The organism is Streptomyces sp. PsTaAH-137 (genome assembly GCF_003259365.1).
GTDB lineage: Bacteria > Actinomycetota > Actinomycetes > Streptomycetales > Streptomycetaceae > Streptomyces.
Genome location: NZ_QLLY01000029.1, coordinates 29,488 through 45,245, shown reverse-complemented (window position 1 = coordinate 45,245; position 15,758 = coordinate 29,488). Strand labels below are relative to the sequence as shown.

Below are 15,758 nucleotides of genomic sequence, written 5' to 3'. Positions count from 1 at the left end.
CCGCTAGACGGACGGCTGGGCACTGGGCGCGAGCGCGCCGCACAGCGCGGTCGCGCCACCCGTGGCGTACGGATCGGTGCCCGCCGGACCGTCCTTCGTGGCCCGCTGCCCCGCGAGCAGCGGGTGCAGCCGCTCCGCCGAGTCGGCGGAGCAGGACAGCGGCCCGGCCTGGAGGTAGGACACGAGCACCTCGGCCTGGTGGTTGCGCAGGTCGTCGCGGTCGTAGCGGAAGTGCAGCTCGCGGCGGACGGTGAACAGGGACGCCTCGGCGTCCGGCCGGTCGGTGGGCCGCAGCGCGTACACGAAGGTGTGGTCCGAGGTGACTTCCAGGGTGTCCGCGTCCGTCTCGGCGACGTGCAGGGTGCCGGTCACCCGGATCCGGGGATCGGCGAGCGCGGCCTCGGCCGGGTCGAAGCGGACCAGCCAGCCGGTGGCCGCGTGCCGGCCGTCGGCGGCCGGGCGGTCGAAGCTCTGGTCGAACTGGTCGAGCTGCTGCGGGTCCACGAGCTGGCGCACCGGCCGCAGGGTGGAGCCGGTGAGCACGTCCGGGTCGAGCGAGGAGTCGACGAGATAGTCCTTGGACGTGGTGAGCGCGGCGACGACCTGGCTGTCGGAGAAGTGCGCGGTGCGTCGGGTCGGCGTGGGCAGCGTGATGCCGTCGGCGGCGGTGTGGAACTGGGCGGCGGGGCTGTGCGCGTACAGCTCGGCGGCCGAGTCGGCGCCGGGCACCTTGCCGGCCGGGGCGAGCGGGATGACGGTCATCCGCAGCGGCTCGGTGTGCCGGACGGCCTGGGCGGTGCGGTAGGGGCTGCGGACGCCCATGTAGATCGCGGTGCCGAAGGCGAGCACGATCATCACGACGAGGATGACGGCCTGCCGGGTCAGTCCGCGGCGCAGCGCGGGCGTGCGGCGCACGGCGGGGGCGTGGTCGGCTATCCGCTCCCGCGCGGAGAACTCCTGGAGCCGGGCAGCCCGGACGAACGACTCGTCGAACACGACGGATCGGTATTCGTCCTCGCTTCCGCCACCACCTCCGGGGCCGCCTTCGGGGGTCCCCTCCGGTGGGTCTGCTGGCCCGCCCATACCTTCAGGGTAGGTCCCTGGGGCCTCCGGTAAACGCCCTGGTACACGACAACTTCCGACAGCGGCCCGCGGGAGCGGTGCCGGGCCGCTCAGGGGGTGCGGGGAACCGCCGACACCGCGGGCCGCGAGTAGTCGGCGGAGGCGGACGGACCCGGAACGCTCTTCTCCAGCTCCGTCGTCGCGGGCGGGGGCACCCGGTCGTCCTGGCGGCCCGAGGCGGCGCCGCGGTAGACGGCCGTGAAGGCGAGGGCGACCATGCCCACGCCCATCAGCAGGGCGAGCGCCCAGGCGACGGGCCTGCGCCAGCGCATCCGGCCGGGGTGGGCGGCACCGCGGCCGGTCTCGTCGGGCCCGTCGTCGTACAGGTCGTCGAGCTCGCGGCCGAAGTCGGCGGCGTCGTCCGGGCCGAACCCCTCGGGGTCGGACTCGTCGTAGAAGTCGTCGTCGGGGCCGCGGCGTATGCGCGCCCTGCGGGCCTCGGCCTCCTGGGCCTCGGCACGGGCCTGCGCCGCGGCGAGCAGGCGCTCGACCGCGGTGGGCTCATGGACCTTCGCCGCCTGCACGAAGTCCTCGTCGAAGACCACGGAGGCGAACGCGTCGTCCGAACCCCCGCGGTCGTGGTCGTCGTCGGGCTCCCAGCCGTCCGGAAACGGCGTGCCCCCCACGTCCTCCGGCACGTGTCCAGAGTAGACCTGGGGGGTCAATTTGGGCAGACAGTAAGGAAATTCACCGCACGAACCGCACCATCCGGTGACTACCGGGTGTGCCCGTCGCCCGTGACGATGTACTTCGTGCTCGTCAGCTCCGGCAGCCCCATGGGTCCCCGGGCGTGCAGCTTCTGCGTGGAGATGCCGATCTCGGCGCCGAAGCCGAACTGGCCGCCGTCGGTGAACCGGGTCGAGGCGTTCACGGCGACGGTCGTGGAGTCGACGAGCTGGGTGAAGCGGCGGGCCGCCTGCTGCGAGGTGGTGACGATGGCCTCGGTGTGGCCGGAGGACCACAGCCGGATGTGCTCGACGGCGCTGTCGAGGTCGTCGACGACGGCGGCCGCGATGTCGTAGCTCAGGTACTCGGTCTCCCAGTCCTCGGGCGTCGCCTCGACGACGGTGGCCTTGGACTGCTCGGCGTATCCGAGGATCCGGGCGTCGGCGTGGACGGTGACGCCGGCGTCGGCGAGGGCGTCGAGGGCGCGCGGCACGAACGCGTCGGCGATGCCGGCGTGGACGAGGAGCGTCTCGGCGGCGTTGCAGACGGAGGGCCGCTGGGCCTTGGAGTTGACGAGGATGTCGACCGCCATGTCGAGGTCGGTGTCCTTGTCGACGTACACATGGCAGTTGCCGGTGCCGGTCTCGATGACGGGCACGATCGAGTTCTCGACGACGTTCTTGATGAGGGAGGCGCCGCCGCGCGGGATGAGGACGTCGACGAGGCCGCGGGCGCGCATCAGCTCGGTCACCGAGTCGCGGGACTCGCCGGGCACCAGCTGGATCGCGTCGGCGGGCAGTCCGGCGCCGCCGACGGCGTCACGCAGGACGCGCACGAGCGCGGTGTTGGACTCGTACGCGGAGGAGCTGCCGCGCAGCAGGACGGCGTTGCCCGACTTGAGGCAGAGGGCGGCCGCGTCGACGGTCACATTGGGCCGGGCCTCGTAGATGATGCCGACGACGCCGAGCGGGACGCGGATCTGCCGCAGGTCGATGCCGTTGGGCAGGGTGCTGCCGCGCACCACCTCGCCGACCGGGTCGGGCAGCGCGATGACGTCACGCACGTCGGAGGCGATGGCGCGGACGCGCTCCGCGGTGAGCGTGAGCCGGTCGATGATCGCTTCGCTGGTGCCGGCCTCGCGGGCCTTGGCGATGTCCTTGGTGTTGGCCTCGATGATTTCGGCCGTACGGACTTCGAGGGCGTCGGCGATCGCGGCCAGGACGTCGTCCTTCTGCGCGCGCGGCAGCGGGGCGAGGGTGTTCGCGGCGGCGCGGGCGCGGTAGGCGGCCCGGGTGACCGGGGTCATCGAGTCGTACGGGTTCAGCGAAGGCGTCATGCTCCGCAGGGTAACGGGGGTGCGGGGGGTGTCCAGCGCGTGTTTCGGGGGGTGAGACATGGCTGAAAACGGTTTGTTCGTGAGGCGGTCGGTTTCGTCGCCGGGTGACGGTTCGTCGTGGGTGCTCGCGCCCACGCGGCGGAGCCGCACATCGATACAGCCCCGCGCCCCTGCGGGGCGCTTCCTCGGACTGCCTAGAAAGGGTGCACGCCCACCGGGGTCGCCGGGAGGGGGCCGTAGCCCTCCGCGATGCGGTGGTGGTAGGTCTGGCGGTCGATGACCTCCAGGCCGACGATCTCCCAGGGCGGGAGCTGCGACGTCTGGCGGTGCTCGCCCCACAGGCGCAGGGCGACGGCCGCGGCGTCGTGCAGGTCGCGGGCCTCCTCCCAGTACCGGATCTCGGCGTGGTCGACGGCGTAGCGGCTGGTCAGCAGGAAGGGGTGGTCGTGGGCGAGCTGTTCGAGGCCACGGCGGACTTCGGCCAGCGGCGCCTCGGCGCCGGAGACACTGAGCGTGATGTGCCACAGACGGGGGACTTCCTCGGTGCCTCCCGTGGGCTCCACGGTGACGTCCGCGGTCTCGCCGGACAGCTCCTCGTACGCGTCCCCCGCGGCCACACTCGTCAGGGCTCGCTCAGCCGACCCTCGGGACCCCTTGGATACGGCCCCCGGGCGCGCTCGTCTCACGACGGCCTCCTTTGCGCAATGGTCGTGATGGTCGTGCGGAACCACTCCGGCTGAACTCCCTGCGTGTAACTCCCTGCCTCAAGAGTTGAGCAGGACACGAGCCGTCGTGGGGTGGTTTTGGGGAAGGTCCCCCACGGGTGGCAGGCTTTCGGCCGATTACACAGGCGGTTTCGAAGGTGACCGGCGGTGTTTCAAGCCGGGAGGAGGACCAGGTCGTCCCTGTGTACGACTTCGCGTTCGTAGGCCGGACCGAGGTCGCGGGCGAGTTCCCGGGTGGAGCGGCCGATCAGCTGAGGGATCTCCTTGGCGTCGAAGTTGACCAGGCCCCGGGCGACCGCGCGCCCGCTCTCGTCCCGCAGCTCGACCGGGTCCCCGGCGCTGAACTCGCCCTCCACGGAGGCGATCCCGGCGGGCAGCAGCGACTTGCGCCGCTCGACCACGGCCCGTACGGCACCGTCGTCGAGGGTGATCGCGCCCTGCGGGGTGGAGGCGTGCTGGAGCCACAGCAGCCGGTCCGCGCTGCGGCGGCCGGTGCGGTGGAAGTACGTGCCGGTGTCGCGGGCGGCGAGGGCGTCGGCGGCGTACGACGCGGAGGTCAGCACGACGGGGATGCCGGCGGCCGCGGCGATGGAGGCGGCCTCGACCTTGGTGACCATGCCGCCGGTGCCGACGCCCGCCTTCCCGGCCGAGCCGATCTTGACGTGCGCGATGTCGGCGGGGCCGCGGACCTCGGCGATGCGGGAGGTGCCGGGCTTCGCGGGGTCGCCGTCGTAGAGGCCGTCGACGTCGGAGAGGAGAACGAGGAGGTCGGCGTGGACGAGGTGGGCCACGAGCGCGGCCAGGCGGTCGTTGTCGCCGAAGCGGATCTCGTCGGTGGCGACGGTGTCGTTCTCGTTGACGATCGGGAAGGCGCCCATCGCGAGGAGCTGGTCGAGGGTGCGCGAGGCGTTGCGGTGGTGGGCTCTGCGGGCCATGTCGTCGCTGGTGAGCAGGACCTGGCCGACGCGGACGCCGTAGCGGGCGAAGGAGGCCGTGTAGCGGGCCACGAGCAGGCCCTGGCCGACGCTGGCCGCGGCCTGCTGGCGGGCGAGGTCCTTGGGGCGGCGGGTCAGGCCGAGCGGGGCGAGTCCGGCCGCGATGGCGCCGGAGGAGACGAGGACGATCTCCTTCGCTCCCCCGCCGCGGTGCTTGGCGAGGACGTCCACCAGGGCGTCGACGCGGTCGGCGTCCAGTCCCCCGGCGGCCGTGGTGAGCGACGACGATCCGACCTTGACCACGATCCGGCGTGCTTCCGCGACGCCCTGCCGCGCCGGTCGAGCCGCCCCTGTTGTTGCCCCTGACATGCTGCGCAATCTACGGGACGTGACCGGCCGGACGCTCAGGGGTTTCGAGGGGCGGACGCCCGCGGCGCCGGGGCTTCGCGGGCGTAGAGGACCTGGGCCCGCACAGGTGATGGCTTTCGCCCCTATTTGTCGTGATTGATCTCACCGAGGATTGCTACGGGACCGCTCAAAGTCATACGGTCAGTGGTCAGCCTCTTCACCGGGGCGGACCAGCCCCCCACGGTCCTCCTCGTCCTCCTATTCCTGCCAGGAGCCCAGCCCGTGCCCTCCGCCGGACTTGCCCCCCGCCGCGTCGTGCAGCTCTCAGCGCTGCTCACGATGTTTGCGCTCTATGTGGCCCAGCTCGTGAGCGCGCTCGTTCCGTATGTACCCGTGTTCGTCGCCGCGAGCGCCGCGGGCCTCGCACTCGACACGTATCTGCAGTTCCGCCAGCCGGGCCTCCTGTCGCTCCTGGGCAAGATCCGCTTCGACGTCACCGTGCGTCAGCTGCTGCGCGACATGCTGATCTTCGTCGGCCTGCTGCGCATCCACGGCATCGATCCGCTGGGCGAGCAGGCCCCCCTGCTGATCATGGTGCTCGCGGTGTACGTCATGCACTTCGCCTGCCAGGCCGCCGCCGTGCTGGTGCGCCGCAGCCGGACGCTGCCGATCGTCACCCGCAACATCGACTCCACCCCGCTGCGCCTTTCCGCGGCCCCGCCGCGGCTGCTGGCCCGCCGCTCCAGCCACCGTCTGCTCGCCTTCTCGGTGCCGGCCACGATCGGCCTGCTGGTGACGGCCGCGACGACGAACGCCCTGTGGGGCGGCATCGGCATCGGCGTCTCGATCGTGCTGCTCGGCGGCGGCGCCGTCTACCTGGCGACCTGGCTGCTGCCGAAGAAGCGCCCGCTGAACGACCAGCAGACCATCGAGTGGCTCGACCGCTGGCTGGCCGACTACCGGCCGACCGTGGCGATGTACTTCTCCGGCGGCACGACCTCCGCGTACCAGGCGAACATGTGGCTCTCCACGCTCGCCGACGTCGACGGCAAGCCGCTGATCGTGCTGCGTGAGCGCTTCATGGTGAACAAGATCGACGCGACCGATGTGCCGATCATCTGCTTCCCGAAGGTCGCCACGATGTTCTCGCTGGAGAACTCGACGCTGAAGATGATGCTGCACCCGGCGAACGCGGCGAAGACCTCGCAGGTGCTGCGCATCCCGACGATCAAGCACGCGTTCATCAACCACGGCGAGTCCGACAAGCTGTCGTCCTGCAACCCGTACGCGAAGGCGTACGACGAGGTGTGGGTGGCGGGCCCCGCGGCCCGCGACCGCTACCAGCTGGCCGACGTCGGCGTCGACGACAAGGACGTCGTCGAGGTGGGCCGCCCGCAGCTCTCCCCGATCAAGGTCGGCACGGGCCCGGCGACCGGTTCGTACACGACCGTCCTCTACGCCCCCACCTGGGAGGGCTGGGACGGCAACCCGGGCAACACCTCGGTGATCCTGGCCGGCGAGAACATCGTGCGGCACCTGCTCGCCGACGAGAAGGTCCGGCTGATCTACAAGCCGCACCCGATGACCGGCTCGCAGGTCCCCGCAGCGGGCGCCGCCAACGAGCGGATCATGGCGATGATCCGCGAGGCCAACACCCGCCGCTCCGGCGCCCGCCCCGGCCCGGAGGCCGCCGCCGAGCTGAGCCGCGCCACCGCCGTGCTCGACCAGCTGACCTCCACCGCCTTCCGCACCAGCGCGGACGAGATGGAGAAGATGCTGCTCCAGGGCGCGCCCGACGGCGGCCGGGCCGCGGCCGTGGCGCAGGCGACGGCCGCCTGGGAGGAGGCCTATTGGGCGTCCTTCCCGGAGTGGGAGCACCTGATCGTCACCGCGCCCCGCCCGGCGATCTTCACCTGCTTCAACCAGGCCGACGTGCTGATCTCCGACGTCTCCTCGGTCGTCTCCGACTGGCTGAGCAGCGAGAAGCCGTACGCGGTCGCCAACACCTCGGGGCTGTCCGAGGCGGACTTCCGCACCGGTTTCCCGACGGTGAGCGCGGCGACGATCCTGACGCCGAAGGCGAAGGGCGTACCCGCCCTTCTCGCGGCCGTTCGGGGCGAGGCCGAGGACAAGTACGCCGAGGCCCGTCTGGAGCTCAAGGAGCACCTGCTGGGCCCCTCGGACCCGCCGTCCATGGACCGCTTCAACGGCGCGGTGCGCGCGCTGTGCACGCGGGCCGACGAGCGCCGGGTGCGGATGGCCGCCCGTGGCGAGAGCGAGATTCCGATACAGCGCGAAGACTCGATCGAGGAGCAGGTCGCCGAGGCCGTGGAGGCCGAGGCGGCGGACACGCAGGACTCCGCCGAGTCGGAGGACTCCGTCACCGCGTGACACCGCACAGCGCATGAGGAAGGGCCCGGGAGATTCTCCCGGGCCCTTCCTCATGCGTACACGGACCGCCTAGAACGGGTTGAAGTCCTCGAACTCCTGCTGGGCCTCGTCCCGCTCCGCCTGCCGGTCGCGGCGGCGCTGCGCGGCCGGTCGCGGGGCCTCCAGGCGGTGGTCCTCGCCACGGCGGCCGAGCATCTCGGCGCCCGCCATCATGGTGGGCTCCCAGTCGAAGACGACCGCGTTCTCCTCGGGGCCGATGGCGACGCCGTCGCCGTTGCGGGCGCCGGCCTTCATCAGCTCGTCCTCGACACCGAGGCGGTTGAGGCGGTCGGCCAGGTAGCCCACGGCCTCGTCGTTGTTGAAGTCGGTCTGGCGCACCCAGCGCTCCGGCTTCTCGCCGCGTACGCGGAACAGCGGCTCGCCGTCGGCGTCCTCGCGGGTGACGGTGAACCCGGCGTCGTCCACGGCCTTCGGACGGATGACGACGCGGGTCGACTCCTCCTTGGGCTGCGCGGCACGGTGCGCGGAGACCAGCTCGGCGAGGGCGAAGGAGAGCTCCTTGAGGCCCTTGTGGGCGACGGCGGAGACCTCGAAGACCTTGTAGCCGCGCGCCTCCAGGTCGGGGCGGACCATCTCGGCGAGGTCCTGGCCGTCGGGCACGTCGATCTTGTTGAGGACGACGAGCCGCGGGCGGTTCTCCAGACCGGCGCCGTACTCCCGCAGCTCCGCCTCGATGACGTCGAGGTCGGAGACCGGGTCGCGGTCGGACTCCAGGGTCGCCGTGTCGAGCACGTGCACCAGCACGCTGCACCGCTCCACGTGCCGCAGGAACTCCAGGCCGAGGCCCTTGCCCTGGCTGGCGCCCGGGATCAGGCCCGGGACGTCGGCGATGGTGTAGACGGTCGAGCCCGCGGTGACCACGCCCAGGTTCGGGACGAGCGTCGTGAACGGGTAGTCGGCGATCTTCGGCTTGGCCGCCGAGAGCACCGAGATCAGCGAGGACTTGCCTGCGCTCGGGTAACCCACCAGGGCGACGTCGGCGACGGTCTTGAGCTCCAGGACGACGTCGCTCTCGTCGCCGGGCACGCCGAGCAGCGCGAAGCCGGGGGCCTTGCGGCGGGCCGAGGCCAGCGCCGCGTTGCCCAGGCCGCCGCGGCCGCCCTGGGAGGCGACGAAGGTGGTGCCCTGGCCGACCATGTCGGCCAGCACGTTGCCCTGCTTGTCGAGGACGACGGTGCCGTCGGGAACGGGCAGGACCAGGTCCTGGCCGTCCTTGCCGGAGCGGTTGTCACCCGCGCCGGGCGCGCCGTTGGTCGCCTTGCGGTGCGGGGAGTGGTGGTAGTCGAGGAGCGTCGTGACGTCCTGGTCGACGACCAGGATCACATCGCCGCCACGGCCGCCGTTGCCGCCGTCCGGGCCGCCGAGCGGCTTGAACTTCTCACGGTGGACGGAGGCACAGCCGTGGCCTCCGCTACCCGCGGCGACATGCAGTTCGACGCGGTCCACGAAGGTGGTCATGGTTCGGTGCCTCCAGAGACTTACGGAAATGTCTAACGTCTAACACGCGAAAGGCGGACCCGCTTCCCCGAAAGGAAGTGAGGTCCGCCTCGCGAAAAACTACCGGTCAAGCTGCCTTTCAGGCGGCGACCGGAACGATGTTCACGACCTTGCGGCCACGGTGGGTACCGAACTCCACCGCACCGGCGTCGAGCGCGAACAGCGTGTCGTCCTTGCCACGACCCACACCGTTGCCCGGGTGGAAGTGGGTGCCGCGCTGGCGGACCAGGATCTCACCGGCGTTGACGGTCTGACCGCCGAAGCGCTTCACGCCGAGCCGCTGAGCATTGGAATCGCGCCCGTTCCGAGTGGACGATGCGCCCTTCTTGTGTGCCATGTCTCAGTCCCTACCCTTACTTCGCAGCCGCGGGGATCTCAGTGACCTTGATCGCCGTGTACTGCTGGCGGTGGCCCTGACGACGGCGGTAGCCGGTCTTGTTCTTGTAGCGAAGGATGTCGATCTTCGCACCCTTGTGGTGGTCCACGATCTCGGCCTGGACCTTGATGCCGGCAAGGACCCACGGGTCACTCGTCACGGCGTCGCCGTCGACCACGAGCAGCGTAGAGAGCTCTACGGTGTCGCCGACCTTGGCGGTGGGAAGCTTGTCAACCTCAACGATGTCGCCGACAGCAACCTTGTGCTGGCGACCACCGCTGCGCACGATGGCGTACACGCGGATCTCTCTTTCGCTCGGAACGGAACCCCCGCAGTCCAGCCGCGCGAGGCGGCCTCTCCGGCATCCGGGAAGCCTGGGCTTCACCGGTCCCGGAGGAAGAGGTTTACGGGAGTGAGACGCGTCTATGGACACGCCGACGGTCAAGGTTACGGGGCACCCCTCAGAAGGGTCAAACCGGCCCCGCCCCCGCCCGCCTCAGGTCGTCTTGGGCTCACCGTCCTGCGGCAGCGTGCTGACGCCCTTGCACAGGTTCGTGTTGTCGCTCGTCCCCGGGTACGCGACGTTCCACACCTTCAGGAAATGCGCGCGGTACGTGTCGTGCACGGAGTCGTCGTCGATCTTGACGTACGCCTCGTCGTTCTCGCGCAGCGCCGGGTTCGAGGCGTTCTGCGAGCCGGTGAAGGTGACCTTGTTCCGGGCGCCGTCGTACATGCCGTCGATCGCCACGTACTTGGTGTGGATGATGAACGGCGTGCCCAGCTTGGTGCCGGGGTTCAGCGGGTCCCGGTCGTCGTTGTAGCAGCGGCGCGGCGGGGCGCCGGAGGCGTGCATCGACTTCCAGGTGCCGCTGTCGGACGTCGCGTACTCGATGGAGACGGTGCAGCCCGACTTCTGCAGCGCGACCAGTTTGTCGGCGATGGCCTGCCGGGTGATCTGGAAGATCGCGGCCCGCACGACCGTGCGCTTCGTCGCGCCCGCGGCGTCCTTGTAGGTGCACGAGACGTTGTTCAGCACCGAGTACAGGGTGTCCGTGGAGTTCGTGGTGCCGGCCCGCGGATAGAAGTACGCCTTGTAGTGGCCGTTGCTGACCGTGCGGTAGTCCCAGTTCTTCCAGTCCTTGGCGGCGATGTCGTCGAAGTAGTCCGAGTAGGCGCCGTACAGGACCGCGTTGTTCGGCAGCTGGAGCGCGTCGTTGAAGAAGCGCGTGCCGGCCGACGGCGTGGAGTTCGCCGTGGTCTGCACGACGACGTTCTTGGCGCCGTCGACGGCCGAGAACAGCCAGAACTTGTTGTGCATGATCGACTTGCCGAACTTGGGGTCACCCAGGCACGACTTGTCCTTCGGGCACAGCGTCACGAAGGACGACGCGGCGATGTTGGTGCCGAACGCCGTCTTCAGCTGGCTGTAGATCGTGTTCGTGGGGCGGTCGTTGACGCTGGAGGAGTCGAGCACGATCCGGATGTTCACCCCGCGGGCCTTGGCCCGGATCAGGGCGTCCGCGATCGTCTGCTCCCACACGTGGTAGACCGCGACCTTGATGGTCGAGCCGGGCAGCGCCGCGTCCGTCAGCTCGACGAGCCGGGTACGGATCGCGTACTGCGCGTCCACCGTGCCCAGCGGGTCGTTGAAGATGGGCCCCTCGGTCCAGGTCCTGGTGTCCGCCGACGCGGTGTCCGCGGCGACGCCCGCCTGCACCCCCGCCGCCGAGAGCACGGTGGCGAGGGCCACCGCCTGCCGGGCCCCCTTGACCGGCTTGGCCGCCCGATGCCGGCCCGTCCCTCTGAGACGCACGTGCGTCATGATTCCCCTCCCTGGCAAGGGCGCGGCCGTCTCCCCAACGGACACCCCTGCTTCTCCCGCACATGTACTACCGCTTGAGTTTTACAGGTAGTTTGCCGTGCCCCGAGGGCGGGGGGGCGATTTACGTACGATATTCACCCGTTCCCCTCCCCTGCTGTCACGGCGCACGAAGGCGCCCCCGGCACAGCCGAAGCCGTGCCGGGGGCGCCTTCGTGCGTGGCTCAGGCCTCGTCGGCCGCGGCCGTGACGGACGGCAGCGACTGCTGCTCGGCCGCCGCGGTCTTCTTCGCGGTCGTCTTCTTGGCGGCGGTCTTGGTCGCCGCCTTCTTGGCCGTCGTCTTCTTCGCGGCCGTCTTCTTGGCCGCGGTCTTCTTGGTGGCGGTGGCCGCCTTCTTCGCCGTCGCCTTCTTGGCCGTCTTACGGGCCGTCTTCTTGGCGGCGGGCGCCTCCTCCACGGGCTCGTCCTGAGCGGCCGGCTCCTCCGTGGCCGACGGGACGACCAGGACGGCCGGCTCCTCGGACGCGGTCGGCGCGGTGGCCTTGCGGACGGCACGGCGGCGCGGGCGGGCCGGCGCGGCAGCCTCGGCCGCCGACTGCTCCACCACGGGCTCCTCGGCCTTCGGCTCGGCCTCGGGCACCGTCTCCACGACGGTCACCGCGGCGGCCTCGTCGGACGACGCCTTCGGGGCACCCGCGGGGGCGCTGGCCTTGCGCGTGGCACGACGGCGGGCGCGCGGGGCCGGAGCCTCGGCAGCCTGCTCCGCCGCGGGCTCGGGCGTCTCCTGGGCCTTCGGCGCCTCGGCGACCGGCTCGGCCACCGGGGCGGCCTCGGCGGTCTCCCGCTGCTCCTCGGCCTGCTCCGCCTTGCGGGCCCGGTCGGCACGCGCGGACCGCTTGTTGTCGGTCTGCTCCTGCTTCGGGGCACCGGCCGGGGCCGACGCGCGGCGCGTGGCACGGCGGCGCGAGCGGCCACGGCTGCCCGCCGCGGCCTCCGCCTCGGCGGCGCTGGAGTACAGCTCCTCGTCCGGGACGAACTCGGGCTCGGGCAGCGCCACCGGGGCGGCCACCTCCGCGGCGACCTCGGCCTCGGTCTCGGCCTGCTCCGACGCCTCCGCGTGGGCCTCGTGCTCGTGCGTGTCGTGCTCGTGCGTCTCGTGCTGGTGGTCCGCGCCGTTGCCGCCGCGGCCGCGCTTCTTGCGCTTGCCGCCGCCACCGGTGCCGGCGGAGGACGCCTGCTCCATGTGGACGATGACACCGCGGCCGTTGCAGTGCACGCAGGTCTCGGAGAAGGACTCCAGGAGGCCCTGGCCGACGCGCTTACGGGTCATCTGGACCAGGCCGAGCGAGGTGACCTCGGCGACCTGGTGCTTGGTCCGGTCACGGCCCAGGCACTCCAGGAGACGGCGCAGCACCAGGTCCCGGTTGGACTCCAGGACCATGTCGATGAAGTCGATGACGACGATGCCGCCGAGGTCGCGCAGCCGCAGCTGGCGGACGATCTCCTCGGCCGCTTCGAGGTTGTTCCTCGTCACGGTCTCTTCGAGGTTGCCGCCCTGGCCGGTGAACTTCCCGGTGTTGACGTCGACGACGATCATCGCCTCGGTCTTGTCGATCACCAGGGAGCCGCCGGAGGGCAGCCACACCTTGCGGTCGAGCGCCTTGGCGAGCTGCTCGTCGATCCGGTACGTCGCGAAGACGTCGACCTCGGACGTCCAGCGGGACAGCCGGTCGGCCAGGTCGGGGGCGACATGGTTGACGTAGCCGTGGATGGTCTCCCACGCCTCGTCACCGCTGACGATGACCTTGGAGAAGTCCTCGTTGAAGATGTCGCGCACGACGCGGACGGTCATGTCCGGCTCGCCGTACAGCAGGCTCGGCGACGACGTCGAGATCTGCTTGGACTTCTTCTGGATGTCCTCCCACTGGGCCTGCAGACGCTCGACGTCGCGGCGCAGCTCGTCCTCGCTCGCGCCCTCGGCGGCGGTGCGCACGATGACGCCCGCGTCCTCGGGGACGATCTTCTTGAGGATGGTCTTCAGACGCGCGCGCTCGGTGTCGGGCAGCTTGCGGCTGATGCCGGTCATCGAGCCCTCGGGCACGTAGACCAGGTAGCGGCCGGGCAGCGAGACCTGGCTGGTCAGGCGGGCGCCCTTGTGGCCGATCGGGTCCTTGGTGACCTGCACGAGCACGGACTGGCCGGACTTGAGCGCGGTCTCGATGCGGCGCGGCCCGTTGGCCATGCCGAGCGCCTCGAAGTTGACCTCACCGGCGTACAGCACCGCGTTGCGGCCCTTGCCGATGTCGATGAAGGCGGCCTCCATCGACGGCAGCACGTTCTGGACCTTGCCCAGGTAGACGTTGCCGACGTACGAGGTCGACTGCTCCTTGTTGACGTAGTGCTCGACGAGGATGTTGTCCTCGAGCACGCCGATCTGGGTGCGGTCGCCGTTCTGCCGGACGACCATCACGCGCTCGACGGCCTCGCGGCGGGCCAGGAACTCGGCCTCGGTGATGATCGGGACGCGGCGGCGGCCCTGCTCGCGGCCCTCGCGGCGGCGCTGCTTCTTGGCCTCCAGACGCGTGGAGCCCTTGATGGACTGCACCTCGTCCGAGGAGGTCGAGCGCTCGGCCTTCTCGTCCTTCTTGCGCGGCTCGCGGACCTTGACGACGGTGCGCTCCGGGTCGTCCGAGGACTGCTCGGCCTCGGGGGACGCGTCACCGGCGCGACGGCGGCGACGGCGGCGGCGACGGCTGCTGCTCGACCCGCCGGAGGAGCCGTGCGCGTCCTGCTCGTCGTCGTGGTCGTCGGCGTGCTCGTCGTCGCCGTGCTCGTCGTCGGCCTCGTCCGCGGCGTCGGCGTCGGTCTCGGCGTCCGTGTCGGCGGCGTCACCGCGACGACGGCGGCGGCCACCGCGACGGCGACGGCGGGCCGGGCGGTCGCCCTGCTCGTCGTGGTCGTCGGCGCCGTCAGCGCTGTCAGCGCTGTCGTTGTCCTGCTCGTCGGCCTCGGTGGCCTGCTCGGCCTCCTGCTCGACGGCCGGCGTCTCGGCGGCGGGCTCCGGCGCGGTGGCGGGGGCCTCGGGCTCGGCGGCGGGGCGCTCGTCGGTGGCGCGGCGACGGCGGCGACGGCGCGGCGTCTGGTCCTCCTCGACGGCCGCGACGGGCTCGGGAGCCGTCTCGGGCTCGGCGGCCGGCTCACCGGCGGCCTCGGCCGCGGCGGCGGCAGCGGCGCGCTCGGGCGTCTGGAACATCGGCTCGGTGAAGACCGGCGCCTGGAAGACGGCGACGGACGGCCGCTTCGGGCGGCTGCCGCCCTCGGCGTCGGCCGTGCCGGACTGCTTCGCCTGCCGGCCCTTCGACTGCTTGGGCTCGGAGAAGCCGCCGGCGGCCTTACGGGTGGCGCGGCGACGGGGGCGACGCGGCGCGTCGTCCTCGGCGGCCTCGACGGGCTCCGCCGACTCGACGGGCGCGGCCTGCTCCTGCGCGGCCGGCTCGGCGGCCTGCGGGGCCTCGGGCGCGGACACGGCGCGGGTGGCCCGGCGACGCGAACGGCGCGGGGCCGCGTCATCGGCGGACTCGGCCGGGGCCTCCTCGGCGACGGGCGCCGCGGCCTGCGGCTCCTCGGCCGGGGCCGCCTCGACGGCCGGAGTCTCGGCGGCGGGGGTGGCGACGGTACGGGTCGCACGGCGGCGACGGCGCGGCGCGGCGGCCTCGGCGGGCGCCTCTTCGGCGGCCGGGGTCTCCTCCGCGACGGCCTTCGGCTCGTCGGCGGCGGGCGCGGCGCTCTCGGCGGTGTCCGTCACGGGGGCGGACGCGGTACGGGTCGCGCGGCGGCGACGGCGCGGGGCGGCAGCCTCGGCGGGCGCCTCTTCGGCGGCGGGCGCGGCGACCGGCTCCGCGGCCGGCTCGACGACCGGCTCGGCGGCCTCGGCCTGCGCGGGCGCACCGGTGGGCGCGGAGGCGCGACGGGTCGCGCGGCGGCGCGGGCGGGCGGCGGGCGCCGCGTCCTGCGCCTCGGGCGCCGGAGAGGTCTCAGGGGTGGCAGCGGCCTCGGCGGCCTCGTCTGCGGGGGCGAGCTGGTCCTCGGCGTCCGCGGCAGCGGCCGGTATGGCCGGCGCGGCGGTCTCGGCGGAGGGGGCCGCGGGCGGGCCCGCGGGACGCGACGCGGCCCGGCGCCGGCGGCGCGGGGGCAGGGTGTCGCTGGGGCTGTCCAGCTCGGAGGTGGTGGGTTCGGTCGGCTCGGGCATGCGGGTGGATCTCCCGTCGGGCCCCCGGGCGCCGCGCCTGATCCATGACCGGTGACGTCCGCGGCTCGCTCGCGCTCGTTGTCGGGCGCGAGGGCCGCCGGTCCGGGGCGCGGGCGCCGCACGGGGGCTCTTCTGTCTGTTCTCGCCGGTTCCGGTACGCGATGTACGTACGGCCTGGCGAAAGTCCTTGGGTGGGTGCGCTGCCCGACCCAGGTGGCTCCCGAGTACGAGGG

11 protein-coding genes are annotated in these 15,758 nt (G+C 72.0%); 1 reads left to right on the top strand and 10 read right to left on the bottom strand.

Going from position 1 to position 15,758, the window contains the following annotated elements; all coding sequences use genetic code 11:
• Positions 1 to 3 precede the first annotated feature (3 nt).
• The 5 genes from K377_RS38725 to proB form a co-directional block, all read right to left on the bottom strand.
• Positions 4 to 1,083 carry a hypothetical protein gene (locus K377_RS38725; RefSeq protein ID WP_111668351.1) on the bottom strand — a complete coding sequence of 360 codons (1,080 nt, stop codon included), beginning with the start codon at positions 1,081 to 1,083 and terminating at the stop codon, positions 4 to 6.
• Between the two features lie 89 nt (positions 1,084 to 1,172).
• Positions 1,173 to 1,760 (bottom strand): hypothetical protein, encoded by a 588-nt coding sequence (locus tag K377_RS38720; protein ID WP_258395300.1) that lies wholly within the window; start codon positions 1,758 to 1,760, stop codon positions 1,173 to 1,175.
• Between the two features lie 77 nt (positions 1,761 to 1,837).
• A complete protein-coding gene (locus tag K377_RS38715; protein WP_111668349.1) occupies positions 1,838 to 3,124 on the bottom strand; it encodes a glutamate-5-semialdehyde dehydrogenase in 1,287 nt (428 codons plus the stop codon).
• Between the two features lie 194 nt (positions 3,125 to 3,318).
• Positions 3,319 to 3,810 (bottom strand): hypothetical protein, encoded by a 492-nt coding sequence (locus K377_RS38710; protein WP_111668348.1) that lies wholly within the window; start codon positions 3,808 to 3,810, stop codon positions 3,319 to 3,321.
• 191 nt (positions 3,811 to 4,001) lie between these two features.
• Positions 4,002 to 5,153, bottom strand: a complete 1,152-nt coding sequence (gene proB, locus K377_RS38705; RefSeq protein ID WP_111668347.1) for a glutamate 5-kinase — start codon at positions 5,151 to 5,153, stop codon at positions 4,002 to 4,004.
• Positions 5,154 to 5,414: 261 nt separating this feature from the next.
• On the opposite strand from proB, the gene K377_RS38700 reads away from it, so the two are divergent.
• Entirely contained in the window at positions 5,415 to 7,523 is a 2,109-nt protein-coding gene (locus tag K377_RS38700; RefSeq protein WP_111668346.1) for a hypothetical protein, read from the top strand.
• Between the two features lie 69 nt (positions 7,524 to 7,592).
• Here the strand turns inward: K377_RS38700 and obgE are convergent, their stop codons facing one another.
• From obgE to K377_RS38675, 5 genes are all read right to left on the bottom strand, one after another.
• Positions 7,593 to 9,041, bottom strand: a complete 1,449-nt coding sequence (gene obgE, locus K377_RS38695) for a GTPase ObgE (RefSeq protein ID WP_111668345.1) — start codon at positions 9,039 to 9,041, stop codon at positions 7,593 to 7,595.
• A 118-nt stretch (positions 9,042 to 9,159) separates the two neighbouring features.
• A complete protein-coding gene (gene rpmA, locus K377_RS38690) occupies positions 9,160 to 9,417 on the bottom strand; it encodes a 50S ribosomal protein L27 (protein WP_026245994.1) in 258 nt (85 codons plus the stop codon).
• A gap of 16 nt (positions 9,418 to 9,433) precedes the next feature.
• On the bottom strand, positions 9,434 to 9,754 hold the full coding sequence (rplU, locus tag K377_RS38685) for a 50S ribosomal protein L21 (protein ID WP_018531425.1): 321 nt from the start codon (positions 9,752 to 9,754) through the stop codon (positions 9,434 to 9,436).
• 198 nt (positions 9,755 to 9,952) lie between these two features.
• Positions 9,953 to 11,278 carry a phospholipase D-like domain-containing protein gene (locus tag K377_RS38680; RefSeq protein ID WP_111668344.1) on the bottom strand — a complete coding sequence of 442 codons (1,326 nt, stop codon included), beginning with the start codon at positions 11,276 to 11,278 and terminating at the stop codon, positions 9,953 to 9,955.
• A gap of 221 nt (positions 11,279 to 11,499) precedes the next feature.
• Positions 11,500 to 15,525, bottom strand: a complete 4,026-nt coding sequence (locus tag K377_RS38675) for an Rne/Rng family ribonuclease (protein ID WP_111668343.1) — start codon at positions 15,523 to 15,525, stop codon at positions 11,500 to 11,502.
• Between the last annotated feature and the right edge of the window lie 233 nt (positions 15,526 to 15,758).